Here is a 20713-nt window from a genome sequence, read left to right as displayed (position 1 = left end):
GCAAGCTCGCTCCCACAGGGGAATGCATTCCAAATGTGGGAGCGAGCTTGCTCGCGAAGGCGCCGGATCGGCCACTACAAAGCTACAGGCTGTTTTCACTCAACAACCGATACCCAACCCCCGCCTCAGTCACGATAAACCGTGGCCGGGTCGGGTCATCCGCCAGTTTCTGGCGCAGATGCCCGACCACGATGCGCAGGTAATGACTGTCCTCGGTGTGCGTCGGCCCCCAGATATCCTTGAGCAATTGCTGCTGGGTGATCACCCGCCCCGGATGCCGCGCCAGTTGCGCGAGCACCGCATACTCCTTGCGGGTCAGGGCGACTTCGGCGCCATCGAGCAGCACGCGCCGATAAGCCAGATCCACGGTCAACGGGCCAAAACTCAGCGCCGCCGGTTGCGCCTCCCCCGCCGGAGCCTGACGCAATAACGCGCGAACCCGTGCGAGAAATTCCTGGATGCCGAACGGTTTAGTCACGTAATCGTTCGCGCCGCCATCCAGCGCTTCGACCTTCTGCCCTTCACTGGCGCGCACAGACAACACCAGCACGGGCGTGGTCGCCCACTCGCGCAACTCGCGCAGCACCTGCTGACCGTCCATGTCCGGCAGGCCGAGGTCGAGCACCACCAGGTCCGGTTTGCTCAGCGCGGCTTGCGCCAGGCCTTCGGCACCGGTGCCGGCCTCGAGCACTTTATAGCCCTGTGAAGCGAGGCTGATGCGCAGGAATTTGCGGATCTGCGGTTCGTCATCAATGACCAAAATGGTCGCGGTCTGGCTCATGAATTCACATCAACACAAAAGAGTGGCAAGAGAGTAGCGCAGTCGACTTCATGCTTCACCGTCCATGCCCGGCTGCGCCTGCAATGGCAGGTACAAGGTGATGCAGGTGCCACGCCCGTCGATGCCGTCAGCCACGGAAATATGCCCACCGTGGGCGCCGACCATCCCCTGACAGATCGCCAGTCCCAACCCTGTGCCCTGCCCGCCGCGATCACCGCGCGCGGCGGTGTAGAACATATCGAAAATCTTCGCTCGGTCCTCTTCGGGAATCCCCGGGCCTTCATCGCTGACCGCAAAGAAAATCTCCTGCTCATCGGCACCGGCACGCAGTTGCAGGCGACCGTGGCTGGGCGAAAAGCGCGCGGCGTTTTCCAGCACGTTAACCAGCGCCTGCTCGATCAACGCCGCGTGCACATACAGCAGCGGCAACTCGGCCGGCACCTCGGTGCTGACGTGTAGCGGCGCCAGCACCGCGCGCAGGCGATTGAGCGAACTGCCGACGATATCGGCTGGCGAAACCCAGTCCCGCGCCAGCTTCAGGGCGCCGTGGCCGAGGCGGGTCATGTCGAGCAGGTTCTGGATGTAGCGGTCGAGGCGTTCGGCCTCATCGCGGGTGCCTTCGAGCAGTTCGCAGCGATCCTCCAGCGGAATCGCTTCGCCGAGGGCCAACAGGCTGTCGATGCTGCCGCGCATGGCCGTCAGCGGCGTTCGTAAATCGTGGGACACCGAGGCGAGCAAGGCGCTGCGCAATTGTTCGGTTTCGCCGTGCAGGCGCGCCGCTTCGAGGTCATCGGCCAATTGCGCACGGGCCAGGGCTTGCGCCAGCGGCTGGCTGAGCGCAGTGAGCAAGCGCCGACGCTGACCGCTCAAACTCTGGCCTTCCCTGGCGCAAACACCGAGCAACGCCAGCGGCCCGTCCTCGACCGACAACGGCCACCACCACCAACGCCCCAGCGGCAAGGTGCCGGTGCCCTTGCCCGCCGGTTGATCGTGTTGCCAGGCCCAATCGGCGGCGGCGCGTTCGGCCTCGGTGAATTGCAGCGGTCCGCCGGTTTCGACCTTCCAGCCGCCCTGCCCGTCGCGGTTGAGCAGGCACAATTGCAAATCGCTCCAGCCTTCGAGGTGTTGCGCAGCGGCGCTGACTACGGCTTGGCGATCGGTCGCGGCGGTGAGTTTGCGCGACAGGTCGAGCAGTTCGCTGGTTTCTTCCTGGGTATCGCGCAAGGCCTGCAATTGTCGCCGCTGCCGTGCTGCGAGATTGCCGGTGAGCGCCGCCATCAACAGGAAAAACAGCAGCGTCAGCACGTCTTCTTCGCGCTGGATGCTGAACGAGAAATTCGGTGGGATGAACAGAAAATCGTAGGTGAGAAACGACAGCGCCGCACAGGCCAGCGCCGGGCCGAGGCTACTGCGCACCGCCACCAGCAACACCGCCGCGAGAAACACCAGCGAGATGTTCGGCAGCGGCAACACGCTCGACACCGCCCAGGCCAACGCGCTGGCCAACAACGTCGCCACCAGCGCCAGCGCGTAATCGAACCACACCAGCGTCACTGGATTGCGCGGGCGCGGTTGATGCTGTTCGTGGTCACTGTCGAGGACGTTGATTTCCAGACCGTGCGCCTGACGCAGCAGGCGCGCCGCCAGGCCTCCGCCGAACAAGCGACGGCGCAAGCGTGGCCGCGACTGACCGACCAAGAGCAGACTGGCGCGGCGTTCGCCAGCGTGCTGAATCAGGGTTTTCGCCACTTCGCCGGCCCGCAACAGCACCACTTCGCCGCCGAGACGTTCGGCCAGTTGCTGGGCGCTTTGCAGACGCAAGCGTGATTGCTCATCCCGAGCGCTGCCGTTGTCGACATGCACCAGACTCCACGGCAGATGCCGGCGCTGGGCGACGCGACTGGCGTGACGCACCAGCCGTTCGGCCTGCGCATCACCATCGACGCCGACCAGCAAACGCCCGCGCACAGCCGGCGCGGCCTGACCGAGTTGGCGATAGCCTTGGGCGAGATCGTTGTCGACCTGCGCGGCAGCGGTCTGCATTGCCAGTTCACGCAGGGCGGTAAGGTTGGTCTGGGTGAAAAAAGCGTCGATGGCGGCGCGGGCCTGCTCCGGTACGTAGACCTTGCCTTCGCGCAGACGCTCGAGCAATTCACGCGGCGGCAGGTCGATCAGCAGCAGCTCGAAAGCTTCCTGCAAGACCCAGTCCGGCAGGGTTTCGCGCACCTGCACGCCGGTGATGCCGCGCACCTGATCGTTGAGGCTCTCTAGGTGCTGGACGTTGACCGTGGTGAACACGTCGATGCCGGCGGCGAGCAGTTCCTGAATGTCTTGCCAGCGCTTGGCGTGGCGGCTGCCGGGGGCGTTGCTGTGAGCCAGTTCATCGACCAGCACAAGCTTCGGCTTGGCCGCGAGCAAGCCGTCGAGGTCCATTTCTTCGAGCAGCACGCCACGGTATTCGCTGCGCACCAACGGTTGCTGCGGCAAGCCGCCGAGCAAGGCTTCGGTTTCGGCGCGGCCATGGGTTTCGACCACGCCGGCGAGAACCTTCACGCCTTGGCGCAGTTGCGTGTGCGCGGCCTGGAGCATGGCGTAGGTCTTGCCGACCCCGGGCGCCGCCCCGAGAAAAACCTTGAGCCGGCCACGGCCAGCGCGGGGCAGGTCTGCTAACAATGCGTCGGCGCGGCCAGAGTCGCTCATGCTGGGGATGCTCTCTTTCTTCTGAAATTTATGCGGTGATTGTCAGGGCGCCTTCGCGAGCAGGCTCGCTCCCACATGGATATGCATTCCAAAGGTGGGAGCGAGCCTGCTCGCGAATGGCCGCGCCGCCGATTACAGGTTTTGCAGTGCCAGGTTCAGCTCCAGCACATTCACCACCGGCGGCCCCACCAGCGGTTGTTCGATGTGCTGGTCGAGCAATTGCTGCAAAGTCGATACCGGCAGGTTGCGCGCCGCCGCGACACGCGCCAGTTGATAGGCAATCGCTGCCGGTGGCAAGTGCGGATCGAGGCCGCTGGCGGAGGTGGTCAGCAAGGCCAATGGCACCGGCCCCTGCCCAGCGACTTGTTGTTTTTGCGCGTCTTCGATCACGCGGGTCGCCAGGGCCGGATTGCTCGGCGCGAGGTTGCTGGCGCCGCTGGCGACCGTGGCAAAAGCCCCGGCGGATGGCCGTGGGTGGAACCAGTTGTCACCGCTGAAATCCTGGGCAATCAGCGACGAGCCGCGGACTTTGCCGTCGGCGTCATGGATCAGGCTGCCGTTGGCCTGAGCCGGGAAGGCGACCTGGGCGATGCCGGTGACCGCGAGTGGATAGGCGACGCCGGTGATCAGGGTCATCAGCGCCAACAGGGTCAGGGCCGGGCGTAGGGTTGTGGACATTGCAGAATCCTCGATTCAGAAAACAGTACTGTGTTGAGTCAGATAAGCAGTGGCGCATTCTTCGCGAGCAGGCTCGCTCCCACAGGGGAATGCAGTTTCAGGTGGGAGCGAGCCTGCTCGCGAAAGCGTTACACCAGATGCAACGCCGTGAGCAGCATGTCGATCACCTTGATCCCCACGAACGGCACGACAATCCCGCCGACGCCATAGATCAGCAGATTGCGCCGCAGCAACGCCGCCGCACTCGCTGCCTGCACACGCACGCCGCGCAATGCCAGCGGAATCAGCACAACGATGATCAGCGCGTTGAAGACGATGGCCGAGAGAATCGCGCTCTGCGGACTGCTCAGATGCATGATGTTCAGCACGCCCAGCTGCGGGTAAATCGAGGCGAACAGCGCCGGCAGAATCGCGAAGTATTTGGCGATGTCGTTGGCGATGGAAAAGGTCGTCAGCGCGCCACGGGTCACCAGCAATTCCTTGCCGATCTGCACCACGTCGAGCAGCTTGGTCGGGTCGCTGTCGAGGTCGACCATGTTCGCCGCTTCGCGTGCCGCTTGCGTGCCATCGTTCATGGCCATGCCGACGTCTGCCTGGGCCAGCGCCGGGGCGTCGTTGGCGCCGTCGCCGCACATGGCGACCAGGCGACCGTCGTTCTGCTCGTGACGAATGCGCGCGAGTTTCTTCTCCGGCGTGGCTTCGGCGAGCACATCGTCGACGCCGGCTTCAGCGGCGATCGCAGCAGCGGTCAGCGGGTTGTCGCCGGTGACCATCACCGTGCGAATCCCCAGTTTGCGCAGCTCGGCAAAACGCTCGCGGATGCCTGGCTTGACCACGTCCTTGAGATGGATCGCGCCAAGCAATTTGCCGTCAGCACAGACCAGCAACGGCGTGCCACCGCTCTGGGCAATCTTGTCGATTTCCCGCGCCAGCGCCGGGGCCAGATCGCTACGTTGCTGACCGAGAAAAGCCAGCAGCGAATCCACTGCACCCTTGCGATACACGCGGCCCTGATAATCGACGCCGGACAAGCGGGTTTCCGCGCTGAACGGCACGGCGGTCAGGGTTTCCGCGGCCGGCTCCGGTTGTGGATGCAGACCACGGAGGAACTCGACGATCGACTTGCCTTCAGCAGTTTCGTCGCCCAGCGAGGCGAACAGCGCGCCTTCGGCCAGCTCACGGCCGGTCACACCCGGCGCGGCATACACCGCGCTGCAGCGACGGTTGCCGAAGGTGATGGTGCCGGTCTTGTCGAGCAACAGCACGTGCACATCACCCGCCGCCTCCACCGCACGGCCGGACTTGGCGATCACGTTGAGTCGCACCAGCCGATCCATCCCGGCGATACCGATGGCCGACAGCAGACCGCCGATGGTGGTCGGAATCAGCGTGACCAATAACGCGACGAGGAACACCAGCGGCAGGCTGCCATTGGCAAAATGCGCGAACGGTTGCAGGGTGACGACCACCAGCAGAAAGATCAGGGTCAGGCCGATCAGCAGGATGTCCAGCGCCACTTCGTTCGGGGTCTTCTGCCGTTTGGCGCCTTCGACCAGGGCGATCATCCGGTCGAGGGTCGATTCACCAGGGTTGGTGGTGATCTTCACCAGCAGCCAGTCGGACACCAATCGCGTGTTGCCGGTGACGGCCGAGCGGTCGCCGCCGGACTCGCGGATCACCGGCGCCGATTCACCGGTGATCGCCGCTTCGTTGACCGCCGCGATGCCTTCGATGACTTCGCCGTCACCGGGGATCATTTCCCCAGCTTCGATACGCACCACGTCGCCCTTGCGCAGGTTGGCAGCCGGCACGATCTTGAAGCTGCCATCGGCTTGGCGGCAGCGGGCGCTGAGGCCTTCGCTGCCGGCCTTGAGGCTGTCGGCGCGGGCCTTGCCACGACCTTCGGCCAGGGCCTCGGCGAAGTTGGCGAACAGCACGGTGAACCACAGCCACAGAGCGATTTGCGCGGCGACGAAGGTCGGCACGTGGGCATCCGGGATGAAGCACAGCACAGTGGTGAAAATCGCCGTCAGTTCGACCACCAGCATCACCGGCGAACGCGCCAGTTGTCGTGGGTCGAGCTTGACGAAGGCTTGCACCAGCGCCGGACGCCACAGGGCCGAGATCGCGGTTTTGGCGTGTTCCGGCGCTTTGACGGCGGCGGGTTTGATTGCAGGCATATTCATGATGGATTCCTTAGAAGCCCATACTTAAATGTTCGGCGATAGGACCGAGCGCCAGCGTCGGCAGGAACGTCAGGCCGCCCACCAGCAAAATGGTCACGGTCAACAGGGTCACGAACAGCGGGCCGTGAGTCGGAAAACTGTTCTGGCCGACCGGTGCGCTTTTCTTCATCGCCAGGCTACCGGCCAGTGCCAGCACGGGCAGGATGTAGCCGAAGCGGCCGATCAACATGCCCAGACCGAGCATCAGGTTGTGGAACGGCGTGTTCGCGCTCAGGCCACCGAATGCCGAGCCGTTGTTGGCGCTCGCCGAGGTGTAGGCATAGAGCAACTGACTGAAACCATGCGGGCCGGGGTTGCTGATGGTTGCCGCAGCGCTGGGAACCGTGGCGGCAATGGCGCCGAGCACCAGCACGCCGACCGGCATCACCAGCAGCGTCACCACCAGCAACTGCACTTCGCGGGCCTGGAGTTTCTTGCCGAGGTATTCCGGCGTACGACCGATCATCAGGCCGGCGAGGAACACCGCGATCAGCACGTTGAGCAACATGCCGTAGAGCCCGGCGCCGACCCCGCCGAAGATCACTTCGCCGACCATCATGTTGACCAGCGCGACCATGCCGCTCAGCGGGTTGAGGCTATCGTGCATGCCGTTCACCGAGCCGTTCGAAGCCGCCGTGGTAGTCACCGACCACAGCACCGTCGCGGTGGTACCGAAGCGCGCTTCCTTGCCTTCCAGCGGTGCAGTCTGCTCAACGGCGGCGTTGTTCAGGGTCGGATTCGGCTGATACTCAGCCCACAACGACGTCGCACCGCCGATCAGGAACAACGCCAACATGCAGGCGATGATCGCGCGGCTCTGACGCAGATCCTTGACGTAGTGGCCGAAGGTGAACACCAGTGCCACCGGGATCAGGATGATCGAAGCGACTTCGAACAGGTTGCTCCACGCGGTGGGGTTCTCGAACGGATGCGCCGAGTTGACGCCGAAGAAACCGCCACCGTTGGTGCCCAGTTGTTTGATCGCAATCTGACTGGCGGCCGGGCCGAGCGGGATCACCTGATCGACGCCTTGCAGGGTCACGGCATTTACATACTGGGCGAAGGTTTGCGGCACGCCCTGCCAGACCAGATACAGCGCCAGCAACAGGCACAGCGGCAGCAGGCCGTAGAGGGTGGCGCGAGTCATGTCGACCCAGAAATTCCCCAGGGTTTTCGTCGATTTGCGCCCGATGCCACGGCACAACGCGACCAGCACGGCGAGGCCAGTGGCGGCGCTGACGAAGTTCTGCACAGTGAGGCCGACCATCTGACTCAGATAGCTGAGGGTCGCTTCGCCGCTGTAGGACTGCCAGTTGGTGTTGGTCATGAAGCTGACCGCGGTGTTAAACGCCTGGGTCCATTCCTGGCCCGGCAGGTTTTGCGGGTTCAGCGGCAGGTGATCCTGGAACAGCAGAATCGCAAACAGGAGCAGGAAACCGGCAAGGTTGAAGGCCAGCAATGCCAGCGTGTATTTCTGCCAGCTCTGCTCCGCCTGCGCATCGACCCCGGCAAGACGATAGCAACCGCGCTCGACCGGGCCGAGAATCGGCGTCAGCCAAGTGCGCTGGCCTTCCATCACCTTGTAATAGAAGCGCCCAAGGAACGGCGCTGGCAGCAAGACCAGCGCAAAAAACCCGAGGATCAGCCAATAGTCATAACTGTGCATAGCCGCTCCTAGTTCCGGTCCGCGCGCAACAGCGCAACCAACAGATAAATGAACAGCCCCACTGCCAACAGCAGTGACACCCCGTCCAGAACGCTCATGGAAGATCTCCGTGTAACGGCGTATTGCCGTGTGTGCAGCGATTGTCGGGAAGGAGGCTGTAAAGGAACGAGAGCGAGGGGTGTGGCGGGGCATAAAGAAAGCGTAAAGAGTGGGTTTATGCCGGCGTTACAGCAGGTTTTGCAGCGTCAGGGCGGGCCTCATCGCGGGCAAGCCCGACTCCCACCGGTTATGCGCTGGAATCAAATTCAGCGGACGACGCAGAAACCTGTGGGAGCGGGCTTGCTCGCGAAGACGGCATAACAGACTCCGCTGCTCCCAACTGGCGCACAAAACCCACACATTCAGCGCCAATCATCCCCGCTGCGACAGCTTTGAACTCATTACGACTTGTTTCAGCGTAATGGCACGTCCACTGCACATGCCCTCTCCCGAGCTTTCCAACCATTGCGGGAGCAAGCGCATGAACACACAACTCAAACCCACGCTGGGCACGTTGCACCTGTGGGGCATTGCCGTGGGGCTGGTGATTTCCGGGGAATATTTCGGCTGGAGTTACGGCTGGGGCGTGGCCGGTACGCTGGGATTTCTGGTGACTTCATTCATGGTCGCGACCATGTACACCTGCTTTATCTTCAGCTTTACCGAACTGACCACCGCGATTCCCCACGCCGGCGGGCCGTTTGCCTACAGCCGCCGCGCGTTTGGCGAAAAAGGCGGATTGATCGCCGGACTGGCCACACTGATCGAATTCGTCTTCGCCCCGCCAGCGATTGCTCTGGCGATAGGCGCTTACTTGAATGTGCAATTTCCGGCACTGGACCCGAAACACGCGGCGGTCGGCGCGTACATCGTGTTCATGGGCCTGAACATTCTCGGAGTGAAACTGGCCGCGACGTTCGAGCTGATCGTCTGCGTGCTGGCGGTGGCTGAGTTGCTGGTGTTCATGGGCGTGGTCGCGCCGGCGTTCAGCTTCAGCAACTTTGCACTGAATGGCTGGGCCGGTTCTGACGTCTTCGGCGCGCCGGCGATTGCCGGGATGTTCGCGGCGATTCCCTTCGCGATCTGGTTCTTCCTCGCCATCGAAGGCGCCGCCATGGCCGCCGAAGAAGCCAAGGACCCGAAACGCACGATCCCGAAAGCCTACATCAGCGGCATCCTGACCCTGGTGCTGCTGGCCATGGGCGTGATGTTCTTCGCGGGCGGTGTAGGCGACTGGCGCACCTTGGCCAACATCAACGATCCGTTACCACAAGCGATGAAAACCGTGGTCGGCGACAACTCCGGTTGGCTGCACATGCTGGTCTGGATCGGTCTGTTCGGCCTGGTCGCCAGTTTTCACGGCATCATCCTCGGCTACTCACGACAATTCTTCGCCCTCGCCCGCGCCGGTTACCTGCCTGCCTCATTGGCAAAACTGTCGCGCTTTCAGACCCCACACCGGGCAATCATCGCTGGCGGCCTCATCGGCATCGCGGCGATCTACAGCGACGGCCTGATCAACCTCGGCGGCATGACACTCACCGCAGCGATGATCACCATGGCCGTGTTCGGCGCGATCGTGATGTACATCATGAGCATGCTCAGCCTGTTCAAACTGCGTAAATCGGAACCGAATCTGGAACGTACTTTCCGCGCGCCGTGCTATCCGCTGGTTCCGATGATTGCGCTGATACTGGCGGTGGTTTGCCTGGTAGCGATGGCGTGGTTCAACACACTGATCGGGCTGATTTTCCTCGGTTTCATGGCGGTGGGGTTCTGCTACTTCATGCTGACCGGGCAACTGCGCGCCGATGCGCCGGCGGATGCGATGTTGACCGGTTTGTGACGCCGTTCGGGTGTGCCGGGCATTAGCGGCCTAGAATGGAACCACTGCGAAGTCGTTTCGCTCAAAGGTGGTATGCAGCATCGCACGGCGAAGTCCTCGCCCGTCGAGCTGCCCTTAAGGAGAGCCGTTATGCCCTGGTATGCCTGGTTGATTCTGGTCGTTGCGATCGGCTCGATTGTTGGCGGATTGATGATGTTGCGCGACACCGCCAACAAGGTCGAACTGACCGATGAAGAACGCAAGCGCGTCGCACAGCGCAATGCCGAAGCGGACGCCAAGGACGCACAGGACCGCTGACACCAACCCCGCCGCCATGGCGGGGTTTGTTTTTCCAGCGCAATCGGACTTACCCGCCGGCTGTTTAGATTTTGGAAGTACAGTCACCATTTAATCTTCCGTGGTTAAGATGGCAGCATCGTCGCGGAGAGCTCCACATGCGTTACTCGCCAGATCACAAAGCCCAGACCCATCAGCGCATCATCAAGGAAGCCTCGGCGCGCTTTCGCAAGGACGGCATCGGCGCCACCGGCCTGCAGCCTTTGATGAAAGCCCTAGGCTTGACACATGGCGGTTTCTACTCGCACTTCAAATCCAAAGAAGAACTGGTCGAAAAAGCCATGCAAGAGGCCGGCGAGCAAGTCGCGGGCCTATGCGAAGAAATCTTCGCGCAGGAAAACCCTTTGCAAGTATTCATCGACACCTACCTGTCAGAGTGGCATCAGACCTCGCCTCAAGAGGGCTGCCCGCTGCTGACCATTTCCTCGGAACTGGGCCTGCGCGGCCAGCCAAGCCCCACCAGTGACGAAGTCCTCAACGCTCGCCTCGAACAAATTCAAGGCACGCTCGAAGGCGAGAACAGCGCCGATCGCAGCATTGTCATCATGGCGACCCTGGCCGGCGCACTGCTGCTGTCACGCAGCGTCGCGAATGCCGACTTCGCTCAGCGCATCCTCGACGTCACCCGCGAACATCTCAAGCAATCGAGCGATTAACCTTCCCAGCGCTTGAACAGCACGCTCGCGTTGACCCCGCCAAAACCGAAGCCGTTGGACAAGGCATATTCGATCGCCATCGACCGTGCCTCGCCATGGACAATGTCCACACCTTTGCTCGCCGGATCCGGGTTTTCGAAGTTGAGCGTCGGCGGCACCATCTGGTCACGAATCGCCAGCAGCGTGAAAATCGCCTCCAGCCCACCCGCAGCGCCAAGCAAATGACCGGTGGCGGATTTGGTTGAAGTCACGGCGATCTTGTCCTGCGTACCAAACACAGCCTTTATCGCCGCCAACTCGCCCAAATCGCCGACCGGCGTCGACGTCGCATGTGCGTTGAGATGCTGCACCTGCTCCGGCGTCACACCGCCCTGAGCCAGTGCCAATTGCATCGCCCGCCGCGCGCCGCTGCCGTCTTCCGGCCCGGCGGTCAGGTGATAGGCATCGGCGGTGGTGCCGTAGCCGACCAGTTCGGCCAACGGTTTCGCACCGCGTGCCAGTGCATGCTCCAGCGACTCGATGACCAATAGACCGGCGCCCTCGCCCATCACGAAACCATCGCGCCCACTGTCGAAGGGACGCGAAGCTTTTTCCGGGGTGTCGTTGTAGCCGCTGGACAGCGCCCGCGCCGCCGCGAAACCGGCGAGACTGACGCGATCGATCGAAGCTTCAGCACCGCCACATACAGCGATGTCCGCCTCACCTGCGCGAATCAACCGCGCCGCATCGCCGATCGCCTGAACCCCGGCGGCACATGCGGTAACCGGTGCGCCCAACGGCCCTTTGAGGCCATGCTGGATCGACACATGACCGGCCGCGAGATTGACCAGAAACGATGGGATGGTGAACGGCGACAAACGCCGCGGGCCACGGCTGTCGGTGGTACGCACGGCATCGGCAATGGCACCGAAACCACCGACGCCCGAGCCGATGATTGTTGCGGTCCGCTCCTGGCTTTCAGCGTCCGCCGGATGCCAGCCTGCCTGCTCCAGCGCCTGCCGCGCCGCTTCCATGGCGAACATGATGAAGCGATCCATCTTCTTCTGTTCCTTGGGCGGCGTCGCACGATCCGGATCAAACCCGGCCTCGGCATCCTCCTCCACCGTCGGCACGCTGCCGCCGACCCGGGTCGGCAGATCAGCCACAACCGCGTCTGGCAGGTTGCGCAACCCGGAACGACCGGCCAGCAAACGCTGCCAGACGATTTCAACATCACTGCCCAAGGGTGAAACCAGGCCCATGCCCGTAACGACGACTCGACGTTGGTTCATATTGTGGTGACCCCTTATCAATTCAAAATTCGACGTGCATCGGTGTACTGCGATTCAGCTGCTGAATCAGTCCCGAGCGAAATTATTATAGGCATAATGAAGGCGCAATATGATACCCGTAATTTTCAGCGTTCAGGCATCGACCAGATCGGCACCCAATAAAAAGGCCGGTCAATGACCGGCCTCTCGGCGTTGAACTGTCAGCTTAGTTCACTTCCAGCTTTTCACGATTTCGATCTAGAATCGCCTTACCAATCCCCTTCACCTCCAGCAACTCATCCACCGACGCGAACGGACCATTTGTATCCCGATACGCAACAATCGCCTGCGCTTTCGCCTCTCCCACACCCGCCAACTCCTTTTGCAACGTTGCCGCATCCGCGCCGTTGAGATCGACCTTGGTAGTCTGGGAAGGCGCCGCTGCATCCATCAGCAAAGGCGCCTTCGGCGTCGGCGAAGGCGCTTCAGGTGCCGCAATCGCGGCGATCGAGGCACTGGTGAGGAAAGCAAAGATCAGCGAGTAGAAATAACCGGTACGCATAAGTGACGCTCCATCATCGTTTTAGAAAGCAGCTTTTCCCAAGCTGCTCTTCAAACGTAGGCCATGATGGTGCGAAGTCAAAAATGCGAGCGTTACAGGATGTGAAACAATCAAGGCTCGAGACGACGTTGCTGGTAGATCCAGTCAACGATCTCGCCATCGGGGGTGTAGCCGCTGACCGTTTCACGCAGGAGCTGGCGGACACGGATGTAGTCATCTCTCTCGACGGCTTTGAGCAATTCGCTCAGCCGCGCTTTCAACACATCCCAAGACAAATGGTCTTCGTTGGCACTCATGATCATCGGATGTGGGGTTGCGGCGACGTTGTCGCCAATCAGCAACTCTTCGTAGAGCTTTTCGCCAGGACGCAACCCTGTGAATTCGATGGAGACGTCGCCTTGCGGGTTGCGGTCGGAGCGGATACTCAGACCCGAGAGGTGAATCATTTTCTCGGCAAGCTCGACGATCTTCACCGGCTCGCCCATGTCCAGCACGAACACATCGCCGCCTTGTCCCATCGAGCCAGCCTGAATCACCAATTGGGCCGCCTCGGGGATGGTCATGAAATAGCGGGTTATTTTCGGATGGGTCACCGTCAGAGGACCACCAGATTTGATTTGGCTGTGGAACAACGGGATCACTGAACCGGAAGACCCCAGCACATTGCCGAATCGCACCATGGTGAAGCGGGTTTTGTTGACCCGTGAAACGTTGGCCTTGTCACCAAACAGGACTGGAGCGATCTCGTGGCTCAACGCTTGCAGAACCAGTTCGGCGAGGCGTTTGGTACTGCCCATCACATTGGTCGGGCGAACGGCCTTGTCGGTAGAAATCAACACGAAATTGGCCACACCTGACTGCAGGGCTGCCTGCGCGGTATTCAAGGTGCCGATCACGTTATTCAGCACACCTTCGGCAATGTTGTGCTCGACCATCGGTACGTGTTTGTAAGCCGCTGCGTGATAAACCGTGTCGACCTGCCAGGTTTTCATCACATCCAGCAACTTGTCCGGATGGCGAATGGAACCGAGGATGGGCAACAGACGCACCTTGACCGACTCCCTGCACCCACGCTGCTCCAGTTCGGACAAAATGCTATAGAGATTGAATTCACTGTGATCGAACAGCAGTAGTGTGGTCGGGCCCAAGGCAAAAATCTGCCGGCACAGCTCTGAGCCGATCGAGCCACCAGCACCGGTCACCATGACGACTTTGCCCCTGATGCAGCGTTGCAGCAGGTCCGGTTGCGCTGGCACGGCGTCGCGCCCCAGCAAGTCAGCGATGTCGACTTCCTGAATGTCTTCGACTTTCACCCTTCCGCTGGCCAGATCGGTGAAATTCGGCACGCTGCGGATATGCAGAGGAAAACCCTCGAGCAGGTTGAGAATCTCCCGCCGTCTGGCCCGGGTGGAGGATGGCAGGGCCAGCAGGATTTCCTGGGCGCCGGTAACGTCGATCATTTCCTGAATGTGCTTGGGCTTGTAGACATGCAGACCCGAGATCGATCGGTCAGCGATACTGGCGTCATCGTCAATGAAAGCCACCGGGCGCATGACCTTGCCCATGCGCAACGCGGCAACCAGCTGATTGCCGGCGACGCCGGCGCCGTAAATGGCAACCTTCGTCAAGCCGTTATCACGATTGGTGAAGGGCACATGTTGCGCTGCAGTAAACCAGTCCCCCATGAAGTATTGGCGCATACACAAGCGCAGTCCGCCAATGATGACCAGACTCAACCACCAGTAATTGAAAATGATCGAACGCGGTACCACGGCCTCGTGGTTGCTGTACCAGTACACGACAACGGCCAGGATCAGCGAAGAAAGACTTACCGCCTTGATAATGGCAATCAGCGCGTCATTGCCGAAATACCGCATGACAGCCCGGTACATGCCGAAGCGAATGAAAAGGGGGATAGCGACGACGGGGGCGCAGACAAACAGCCAGACATGCACTCTGAATGGGTTATACATGTCGTCGATGCCCAGGCGGACGATGAACGCCAGCCACAGGGCTGCCCAGACCAGGACGATGTCCGTTGCCACCTGAATCAGGCGTTTGCGTCGCCTCGGCAATGCGACGAGCCGCTCCCGAACCTTGTCCATCAACTCTTCAAACACTCAGTTTTCTCCCTTCAACTGCTGTATTCCTCTGCTGAACTGCTGGCATGCACTGTAAACCCAAATGACAGAGCCGTGACGCGGTGGCCTTTCAGTTCTTTTCCAGTTCGCCGGCGCGATATGCGATTGCAAGCCACAGCAGAGGAGCATAGGCGACAATAACGCCCAGGCTCCCGTCCAGTCCGAAATGCGTAACGGCCACGGCAATCGGCAACAACCAGAACATATTGATCACGGCAACGGTAATAGTGACGGGCAGATGACTGCCAAACCGACGAGAGGCATATTGATAGGCGTGACTGCGATGCGCCTCATAAACTTTATCGCCGCGCAGCAAGCGCCGAAACAGCGTGAATGTCGCATCGACAATAAACACGCCGAGCAGTATCAGCCAGCCCCATAGCAGCTCGGCACTCTGCCATGCCGCCTGCAGCGACAAGCCTCCCAGCACGATACCGAGAAATCCGCTGCCGGCATCGCCCATGAAGATTCGAGCGGGCGGAAAATTCCAGAACAGAAAACCGCCGACGCACACCGCCAGCAGCAGCGGCGCCCAGACCACTTGCGGCCAACCACCCAGCCAGCCAAGCAGACAGGCGCCGAGGCATACGCAAATGGCCTCGACACTGGCGATACCGTCAATACCGTCCATGAAGTTGTACAGATTGAGCAGCCAGACAAGATAAAACACCGCCAGCACATGACCGACAACACCCAGGTCGACCACCACGCCCCAGAACTGCAGGGCAGGGAATCCGCCCATCCACCAGAGCAACCAGGTCGCCGCGGCAAAATGCCCCAGCAATCGCCAGCGTGCAGCGATGTGTCCATGGTCATCCATGAACCCAACCACGGCGACCAGCGCCCCCGCCCCGGCGATAGCGATAAACGGCGCGAACGCAATCAAATCCCGCCACAGCAGATACACCAGCGCCAACAAGAACGTCAGAACAATCGCCACCCCGCCACCACGCGGGGTTGGCACCGAATGCGAGCTTCGCGCATTGGGAATATCCATAAGGCTTCTTGCCAGAGCGTAATGACGCAAAGCCCAGGTCAGTGTCAGGGAGAGAAGCGCAATGATCGCGATGAACCATCCGTAATTCATTTTTGGCGAGTATCCAGAAAATGCTGCGCCGTCAGGTTCAAGGCGCGATCAAGGGCCACCGGAGGCACCCAGTTCAATAGTTGGCGGTTTTTGCTGATATCGACCTGCAAAGAACCGAAGAGTCTTTGCGACAGCGCTTCACGGCCCAGCAATCTGGCCACACCGCTCATGAAACCGACAGAGACCGGCAACAGCCGGGCCGGTCTGCCAAGCGCGGTGCCGAGCCTGCGCAACAGCTGAGTGGTCGAGACATCTTCACCATCACTGGCCAGAAACACCTGATTTGCAGCTGCCGGGTGCTCGGCGCAGGTCAGCACCAGATCGATCAGATTATCGAGCGCCACCAGGCTGCGCCGATTGTCGACGGCACCGAACGGCAGTGGCACGCCGCGATATAGCCAGCGCATCATGCTGAGGAAATTGGCTTTGACGCTCGGGCCGTAGACCAGCACCGGGCGGATGATGACCACGTCCATGCCGGTGCCCGCGGCCAAAGACAGCAACGCCTGTTCGGCTTCGTGTTTGGAGATGCCGTATGGATCGACCGGCGCAGGTAGGTCATCGGCCGTGTACACGTGCCCGGGCGCAGTGCCCTCCCCGTTGACCTTGATCGAACTGACGAAGATGAAACGCCGCACTCCGGCCGCCGCGGCTTGCCGAGCGAGATCCAGAGTGCCTTGCACATTGGCTAGACGGAACGCTGCCAGCGGATCGGCGTCCACCTCGTTCATGATATGAACCCGCGCCGCGGTATGGATGACGCAATCGACGCCCTGCATTGCCTCCGATAGATCCTGCCCGCGGCCAAGACCGGACCACTGGACCGCATGCATGCGAGGATCCATAGCCGTTTCGGCGCGGCGCAGAGGGGCCACGACATGGCAGTCCGCTGACGCAAGCAATCGGCCGATCAATGCCCGGCCCACAAAACCGCTGCCACCCGTTACCAGAAATGTCTTGGTGCTCATGGGCGACCCTTGGAAGAAATGGATACTGCACACACACTGCAGCGACGCTGTTGCAAGTGACGGAACCGCGCTTCTGGCGCGACGCCAGGAAAATCCGATCGGCTACCGCACGAGGCGGGCAGTTTATTGAATCGACGACTTCATAGCCACTTCTGTGGCGATAGCAGTCCTGCAAGCTGCATCTACCGCAAAGCCAAACACTGGCGCTAATTGCACTTTGCTGTTGGAGCGGGCTCAGGGTACGGATAGAATCCGTGCGGAAAAGTGATCGGAGCGCTCGCAGCTACAGGATTTCAGCTCCGCCATCACGTCAAATCTCGGCTAACACCGGCCAAAATCAAGATAGCAGACGCCTTTTGCTTCGAAATGGAGAGCACCCATGCAACAGATCAACAACCTCGCAGCGAAGATCGACAAGTTCAAGTCGCAGATTAACGCTTCGGTGCAGCGCGTGGTCGACAGCGGTTGGGTGGTATTAGGGCCGGAAGTCAAACGCTTTGAAACAGCATTCGCTGAGTATCTGCAGGCTGGCCATTGCATCAGCGTCGCCAATGGAACCGACGCCATCGAGCTGGCGCTCAAGGCACTCGGTGTCGCTGAAGGCGATCAGGTCGCTACAGTGGCCAATGCCGGCATGTACACCACCACATCGGTACTGGCCATCGGCGCAACTCCGCTGTTCATGGATGTCGACCTGGACACTCATGTGGTCACCTTGGCGAGCGTCGAGCAAGCGATCGAAGCCGGGGCCAAAGCCGTTGTCGTTACCCACCTGTACGGTCTCGCAGTGCCGGACATCAAGGCCATCGCGGCGTGCTGCGCGACGCACAAGGTTGCTCTGCTGGAAGATTGCGCCCAGGCTCATGGCGCCGAGCGCGATGGTCAACGCGTGGGTACCTTCGGGGACGCTTCCAGTTTCAGCTTCTATCCAACGAAGAATCTCGGAGCCCTGGGCGACGGCGGCGCTGTCGTGACCAATTCGGCTGCAATTGCCCAGCGTGTTGCGCAATTGCGCCAATACGGGTGGTCATCCAAGTATTGCGTGGAGCTCGCAGGCGCCCGCAACAGTCGCCTCGATGAAATGCAGGCGGCCATCCTGTCCGAATTTCTGCCGCACCTTGATGAGGGCAATGCGCGCCGCCGCGAAATCGCCCAGCGCTACCGCACCGAGATTCGCCACGGTGACATCAACCACTCGCCAGACACGGGCCTGGCCTCGGTTGCCCACCTGTACGTGATCAAGTCGCCGAAACGTGACGCTCTGCAAAAACACCTGCGTGAAGCGCAGATCGCCTCAGACGTGCACTACCCGATCCCCGACTACAAGCAGCCGGTATTCGGCCAACAGTTCGCCGGTCTCAACCTGGTCAACACCGAGCAACTGGCTTCGGTCATCCTCACGCTGCCTTGCTATCCGGAAATGACCGACGCCGAAGTCAGCAACGTGATTGCAGCCGCCAATGGATGGACTGCATGAGATATTCCGTCATCGTTCCAGTCTATAAAAACGCTGATTCGATTCCCCGGCTGATCCAGGCTCTGAACGACATGAACACCACACTCGAGAATCAGCTCGAGGTGGTGTTTGTGGTGGATGGCAGCCCTGATGACTCGTTCCTGTTGCTCAAACAGGCTTTGGGTAGCATGAAATTTTCTGCACAACTGCTCGCGCACTCGCGCAACTTCGGGTCGTTCCCTGCCATTCGCACCGGCCTGATGGCTGCCAAGGGTGATTATTTCGGAGTGATGGCCGCCGATCTGCAAGAGCCGCCAGAACTCTTGATCAGTTTTTTCAAGTCGCTGTCCAACGATGAATGCGACGTTGCCATCGGTACGCGCAATGCCCGCCAGGATCCGTTCTCCAGCCGGATGGCGTCGTCGATCTTCTGGGGCCTGTATCGCCGCCTGGTGGTGCACGACATGCCTGCAGGAGGGGTCGACATCTTCGGCTGCAACAAGGCGTTTCGCGAGCAGTTGCTGCAGCTGAACGAGTCGCGCTCGTCGCTGATTGCGCTTATTTTCTGGCTCGGCTTTCGGCGCAAGTTCATCGAATACGAACGGCAGACACGCCTGGAAGGCAAATCGGCGTGGACCTTCAAGAAGAAGCTCGAGTACATGATGGACAGTGTGTTCGCGTTTACCGATTACCCGATCAGACTGCTCACACGCATGGGCGCCATGGGCTCGCTCATTTCGCTGTTCATCGGCTTTATGGTGATCATTGCGAAATTGTCTGGAGCTATCGAGGTGCCAGGGTATGCCGCCACCATGCTGGTGGTGCTCTTGTTGGGCACACTCAATCTGCTCGGCCTGGGGCTCGTGGGCACCTATGCCTGGCGCGCCTACGAAAACAGCAAGCAGCGTCCGCTTGCCATCGTCTGCATGAAACTCGACAACAAGGAACATTCCAATGACTGAGCCGTTCATCCACGCCAGCGCCGATGTAAAGAGTTCGAAGATCGGCAAGAACACACGCATCTGGCAATACGTTGTGGTCTTCCCGGACGCGGTGATTGGTGACGACGTCAACGTCTGCTCGCACTCGCTAATTGAAAATGACGTGGTGATTGGTGATCGCACTACCATCAAGTCCGGTGTTTACGTGTGGGACGGCTTGCGGATCGGCTCCGACGTATTCATCGGCCCGAACGCCACGTTCACCAACGACAAATTCCCACGCTCCAAGGTATATCCGGAGACGTTTTCGCAGACGGTCATCCAGGACGGCGCCTCGATTGGCGGCGGCGCGGTCATTCTGCCCGGCGTCACCATCGGTACCGGCGCAATGGTGGGTGCAGGTGCGGTCGTTACCAAATCCGTACCTCCGTACGCCATCGTGACCGGCTCTCCGGCCCGTATAACAGGCTACGTGGAAAACTCCGCTTCCAGTGATGCCACCAAGACTCCTGCTGTCAAAACCCAGGAGCAGGATGATGCGGTAGTGCGTATCGGCGTCGGCGATGTCACCACCCACCGCTTCAAATACATTGCGGACATGCGCGGCGACCTCTCCGTAGGTGAGTTCCACAAGGAAATCCCGTTTACCCCCAAACGTTATTTTCTCGTGTTCAATGTTCCGAGCCAGAAAACCCGCGGCGAGCATGCCCACCACAAGTGCCACCAGTTCCTGATTTGCGTCAAAGGCAGCTGCGCAGTGGTGGTAGATGACGGCACCAACCGTGCCGAAGTGTTGCTCGACGCTCCGAACAAAGGCATCTATCTGCCGCCACTGACCTGGGGTATCCAGTACAAATATTCCGAAGATGCGGTACTGCTGGTGTTCACCTCGGACTATTACGAAGCTGACGATTACATCCGTGATTATTCAGAGTTCACCAAGCTGACTGCCAAAAAAAGCGCGCCGTGACCACACTGAAAAACAATCCGCAAGTTCGCCGCTGGATCAGCTTCCTGATCGGCGGCGGGCTCAATACCGGAATAACCTACTGCCTCTATCTGTTGCTCAGCTATGTGATCAACTACCAGATAGCCTATGCGATCGCCTATGTTGCCGGAATAGTCTTTGCCTACTTCTTCAACTCGAAAGTCGTGTTCAAGGTCGAGCACTCGGTGATCGGCATGCTTGTTTATCCGACCATTTATCTCGTGCAGTACGTACTCGGCGCAGTGTTACTCAATGTGCTGGTCGAGCACTTGAATATGCACAAGGCTGTCGCACCGATTCTGGTCATATTACTTCTCCTACCCTCAAGTTACCTTCTAAACAAAGTCGTTCTTAAGGCAACTCATAAAACCAAGCCCGCGAAGGATTAACAGG

General features: G+C 60.5%; 18 protein-coding genes. 7 read left to right on the top strand and 11 right to left on the bottom strand.

Annotation, left to right across the window (positions count from 1 at the left end):
• Window positions 1-82: 82 nt before the first annotated feature.
• The 6 genes from ACMYUN_RS23185 to kdpF all read right to left on the bottom strand — a co-directional run bounded on the left by ACMYUN_RS23185 (window position 83) and on the right by kdpF (window position 8148).
• Window positions 83-781, bottom strand: coding sequence for a response regulator (locus tag ACMYUN_RS23185; RefSeq protein ID WP_310405723.1), 699 nt, complete (start codon window positions 779-781; stop codon window positions 83-85).
• 48 nt (window positions 782-829) lie between these two features.
• Window positions 830-3481 (bottom strand): DUF4118 domain-containing protein, encoded by a 2652-nt coding sequence (locus ACMYUN_RS23180; protein ID WP_415761870.1) that lies wholly within the window; start codon window positions 3479-3481, stop codon window positions 830-832.
• Between the two features lie 132 nt (window positions 3482-3613).
• Window positions 3614-4159 carry a potassium-transporting ATPase subunit KdpC gene (gene kdpC / locus ACMYUN_RS23175; protein WP_415761869.1) on the bottom strand — a complete coding sequence of 182 codons (546 nt, stop codon included), beginning with the start codon at window positions 4157-4159 and terminating at the stop codon, window positions 3614-3616.
• Between the two features lie 128 nt (window positions 4160-4287).
• A complete protein-coding gene (kdpB, locus tag ACMYUN_RS23170; RefSeq protein WP_415761868.1) occupies window positions 4288-6345 on the bottom strand; it encodes a potassium-transporting ATPase subunit KdpB in 2058 nt (685 codons plus the stop codon).
• 10 nt (window positions 6346-6355) lie between these two features.
• A complete protein-coding gene (gene kdpA / locus ACMYUN_RS23165; protein WP_129997324.1) occupies window positions 6356-8050 on the bottom strand; it encodes a potassium-transporting ATPase subunit KdpA in 1695 nt (564 codons plus the stop codon).
• Window positions 8051-8058: 8 nt separating this feature from the next.
• Window positions 8059-8148, bottom strand: a complete 90-nt coding sequence (gene kdpF, locus ACMYUN_RS23160; protein ID WP_007899818.1) for a K(+)-transporting ATPase subunit F — start codon at window positions 8146-8148, stop codon at window positions 8059-8061.
• Window positions 8149-8570: 422 nt separating this feature from the next.
• On the opposite strand from kdpF, the gene eat reads away from it, so the two are divergent.
• The 3 genes from eat (at window position 8571) to ACMYUN_RS23145 (ending at window position 10927) form a co-directional block, all read left to right on the top strand.
• A complete protein-coding gene (gene eat, locus ACMYUN_RS23155; RefSeq protein WP_310405719.1) occupies window positions 8571-9935 on the top strand; it encodes an ethanolamine permease in 1365 nt (454 codons plus the stop codon).
• Window positions 9936-10064: 129 nt separating this feature from the next.
• On the top strand, window positions 10065-10232 hold the full coding sequence (locus ACMYUN_RS23150) for a DUF2897 family protein (protein WP_016770901.1): 168 nt from the start codon (window positions 10065-10067) through the stop codon (window positions 10230-10232).
• Between the two features lie 137 nt (window positions 10233-10369).
• Window positions 10370-10927, top strand: a complete 558-nt coding sequence (locus ACMYUN_RS23145) for a TetR/AcrR family transcriptional regulator (RefSeq protein ID WP_415761867.1) — start codon at window positions 10370-10372, stop codon at window positions 10925-10927.
• Here ACMYUN_RS23145 and fabF read toward each other — a convergent pair.
• The 5 genes from fabF to ACMYUN_RS23120 all read right to left on the bottom strand — a co-directional run bounded on the left by fabF (window position 10924) and on the right by ACMYUN_RS23120 (window position 16935).
• On the bottom strand, window positions 10924-12198 hold the full coding sequence (fabF, locus tag ACMYUN_RS23140; RefSeq protein WP_129997326.1) for a beta-ketoacyl-ACP synthase II: 1275 nt from the start codon (window positions 12196-12198) through the stop codon (window positions 10924-10926). The genes ACMYUN_RS23145 and fabF overlap by 4 nt on opposite strands.
• Window positions 12199-12403: 205 nt before the next feature.
• Entirely contained in the window at window positions 12404-12739 is a 336-nt protein-coding gene (locus ACMYUN_RS23135; protein WP_039759978.1) for a ComEA family DNA-binding protein, read from the bottom strand.
• Window positions 12740-12849: 110 nt separating this feature from the next.
• Window positions 12850-14844, bottom strand: a complete 1995-nt coding sequence (locus ACMYUN_RS23130) for a polysaccharide biosynthesis protein (protein ID WP_415763998.1) — start codon at window positions 14842-14844, stop codon at window positions 12850-12852.
• Window positions 14845-14950: 106 nt separating this feature from the next.
• A complete protein-coding gene (locus ACMYUN_RS23125) occupies window positions 14951-15967 on the bottom strand; it encodes an MraY family glycosyltransferase (RefSeq protein ID WP_415761866.1) in 1017 nt (338 codons plus the stop codon).
• On the bottom strand, window positions 15964-16935 hold the full coding sequence (locus tag ACMYUN_RS23120) for a UDP-glucose 4-epimerase family protein (protein ID WP_039759984.1): 972 nt from the start codon (window positions 16933-16935) through the stop codon (window positions 15964-15966). Before ACMYUN_RS23120 ends, ACMYUN_RS23125 begins: the two co-directional genes overlap by 4 nt.
• A gap of 379 nt (window positions 16936-17314) precedes the next feature.
• On the opposite strand from ACMYUN_RS23120, the gene ACMYUN_RS23115 reads away from it, so the two are divergent.
• Genes ACMYUN_RS23115 through ACMYUN_RS23100 form a run of 4 tightly spaced genes read left to right on the top strand, consistent with a single transcriptional unit; the run spans window position 17315 to window position 20709 of the window.
• The gene (locus ACMYUN_RS23115; RefSeq protein WP_039759986.1) at window positions 17315-18412 is read left to right on the top strand and encodes a DegT/DnrJ/EryC1/StrS family aminotransferase; all 1098 of its coding nucleotides are present in this window, start codon (window positions 17315-17317) and stop codon (window positions 18410-18412) included.
• Window positions 18409-19353: a glycosyltransferase family 2 protein gene (locus ACMYUN_RS23110; protein ID WP_415761865.1), complete on the top strand. Its 945-nt coding sequence runs from the start codon at window positions 18409-18411 to the stop codon at window positions 19351-19353. Before ACMYUN_RS23115 ends, ACMYUN_RS23110 begins: the two co-directional genes overlap by 4 nt.
• Window positions 19346-20302 (top strand): WxcM-like domain-containing protein, encoded by a 957-nt coding sequence (locus ACMYUN_RS23105; protein ID WP_415761864.1) that lies wholly within the window; start codon window positions 19346-19348, stop codon window positions 20300-20302. The genes ACMYUN_RS23110 and ACMYUN_RS23105 overlap by 8 nt, the downstream gene beginning before the upstream one ends.
• On the top strand, window positions 20299-20709 hold the full coding sequence (locus ACMYUN_RS23100) for a GtrA family protein (RefSeq protein ID WP_235374471.1): 411 nt from the start codon (window positions 20299-20301) through the stop codon (window positions 20707-20709). Before ACMYUN_RS23105 ends, ACMYUN_RS23100 begins: the two co-directional genes overlap by 4 nt.
• Window positions 20710-20713: the final 4 nt, after the last annotated feature.

The sequence above is a fragment of the Pseudomonas sp. CP4 genome (genome assembly GCF_047758505.1).
Lineage (GTDB): Bacteria > Pseudomonadota > Gammaproteobacteria > Pseudomonadales > Pseudomonadaceae > Aquipseudomonas > Aquipseudomonas fluorescens_AO.
Note: the sequence above shows the minus strand (reverse complement) of the source record. Positions and strands in the feature narration are given on the sequence as shown.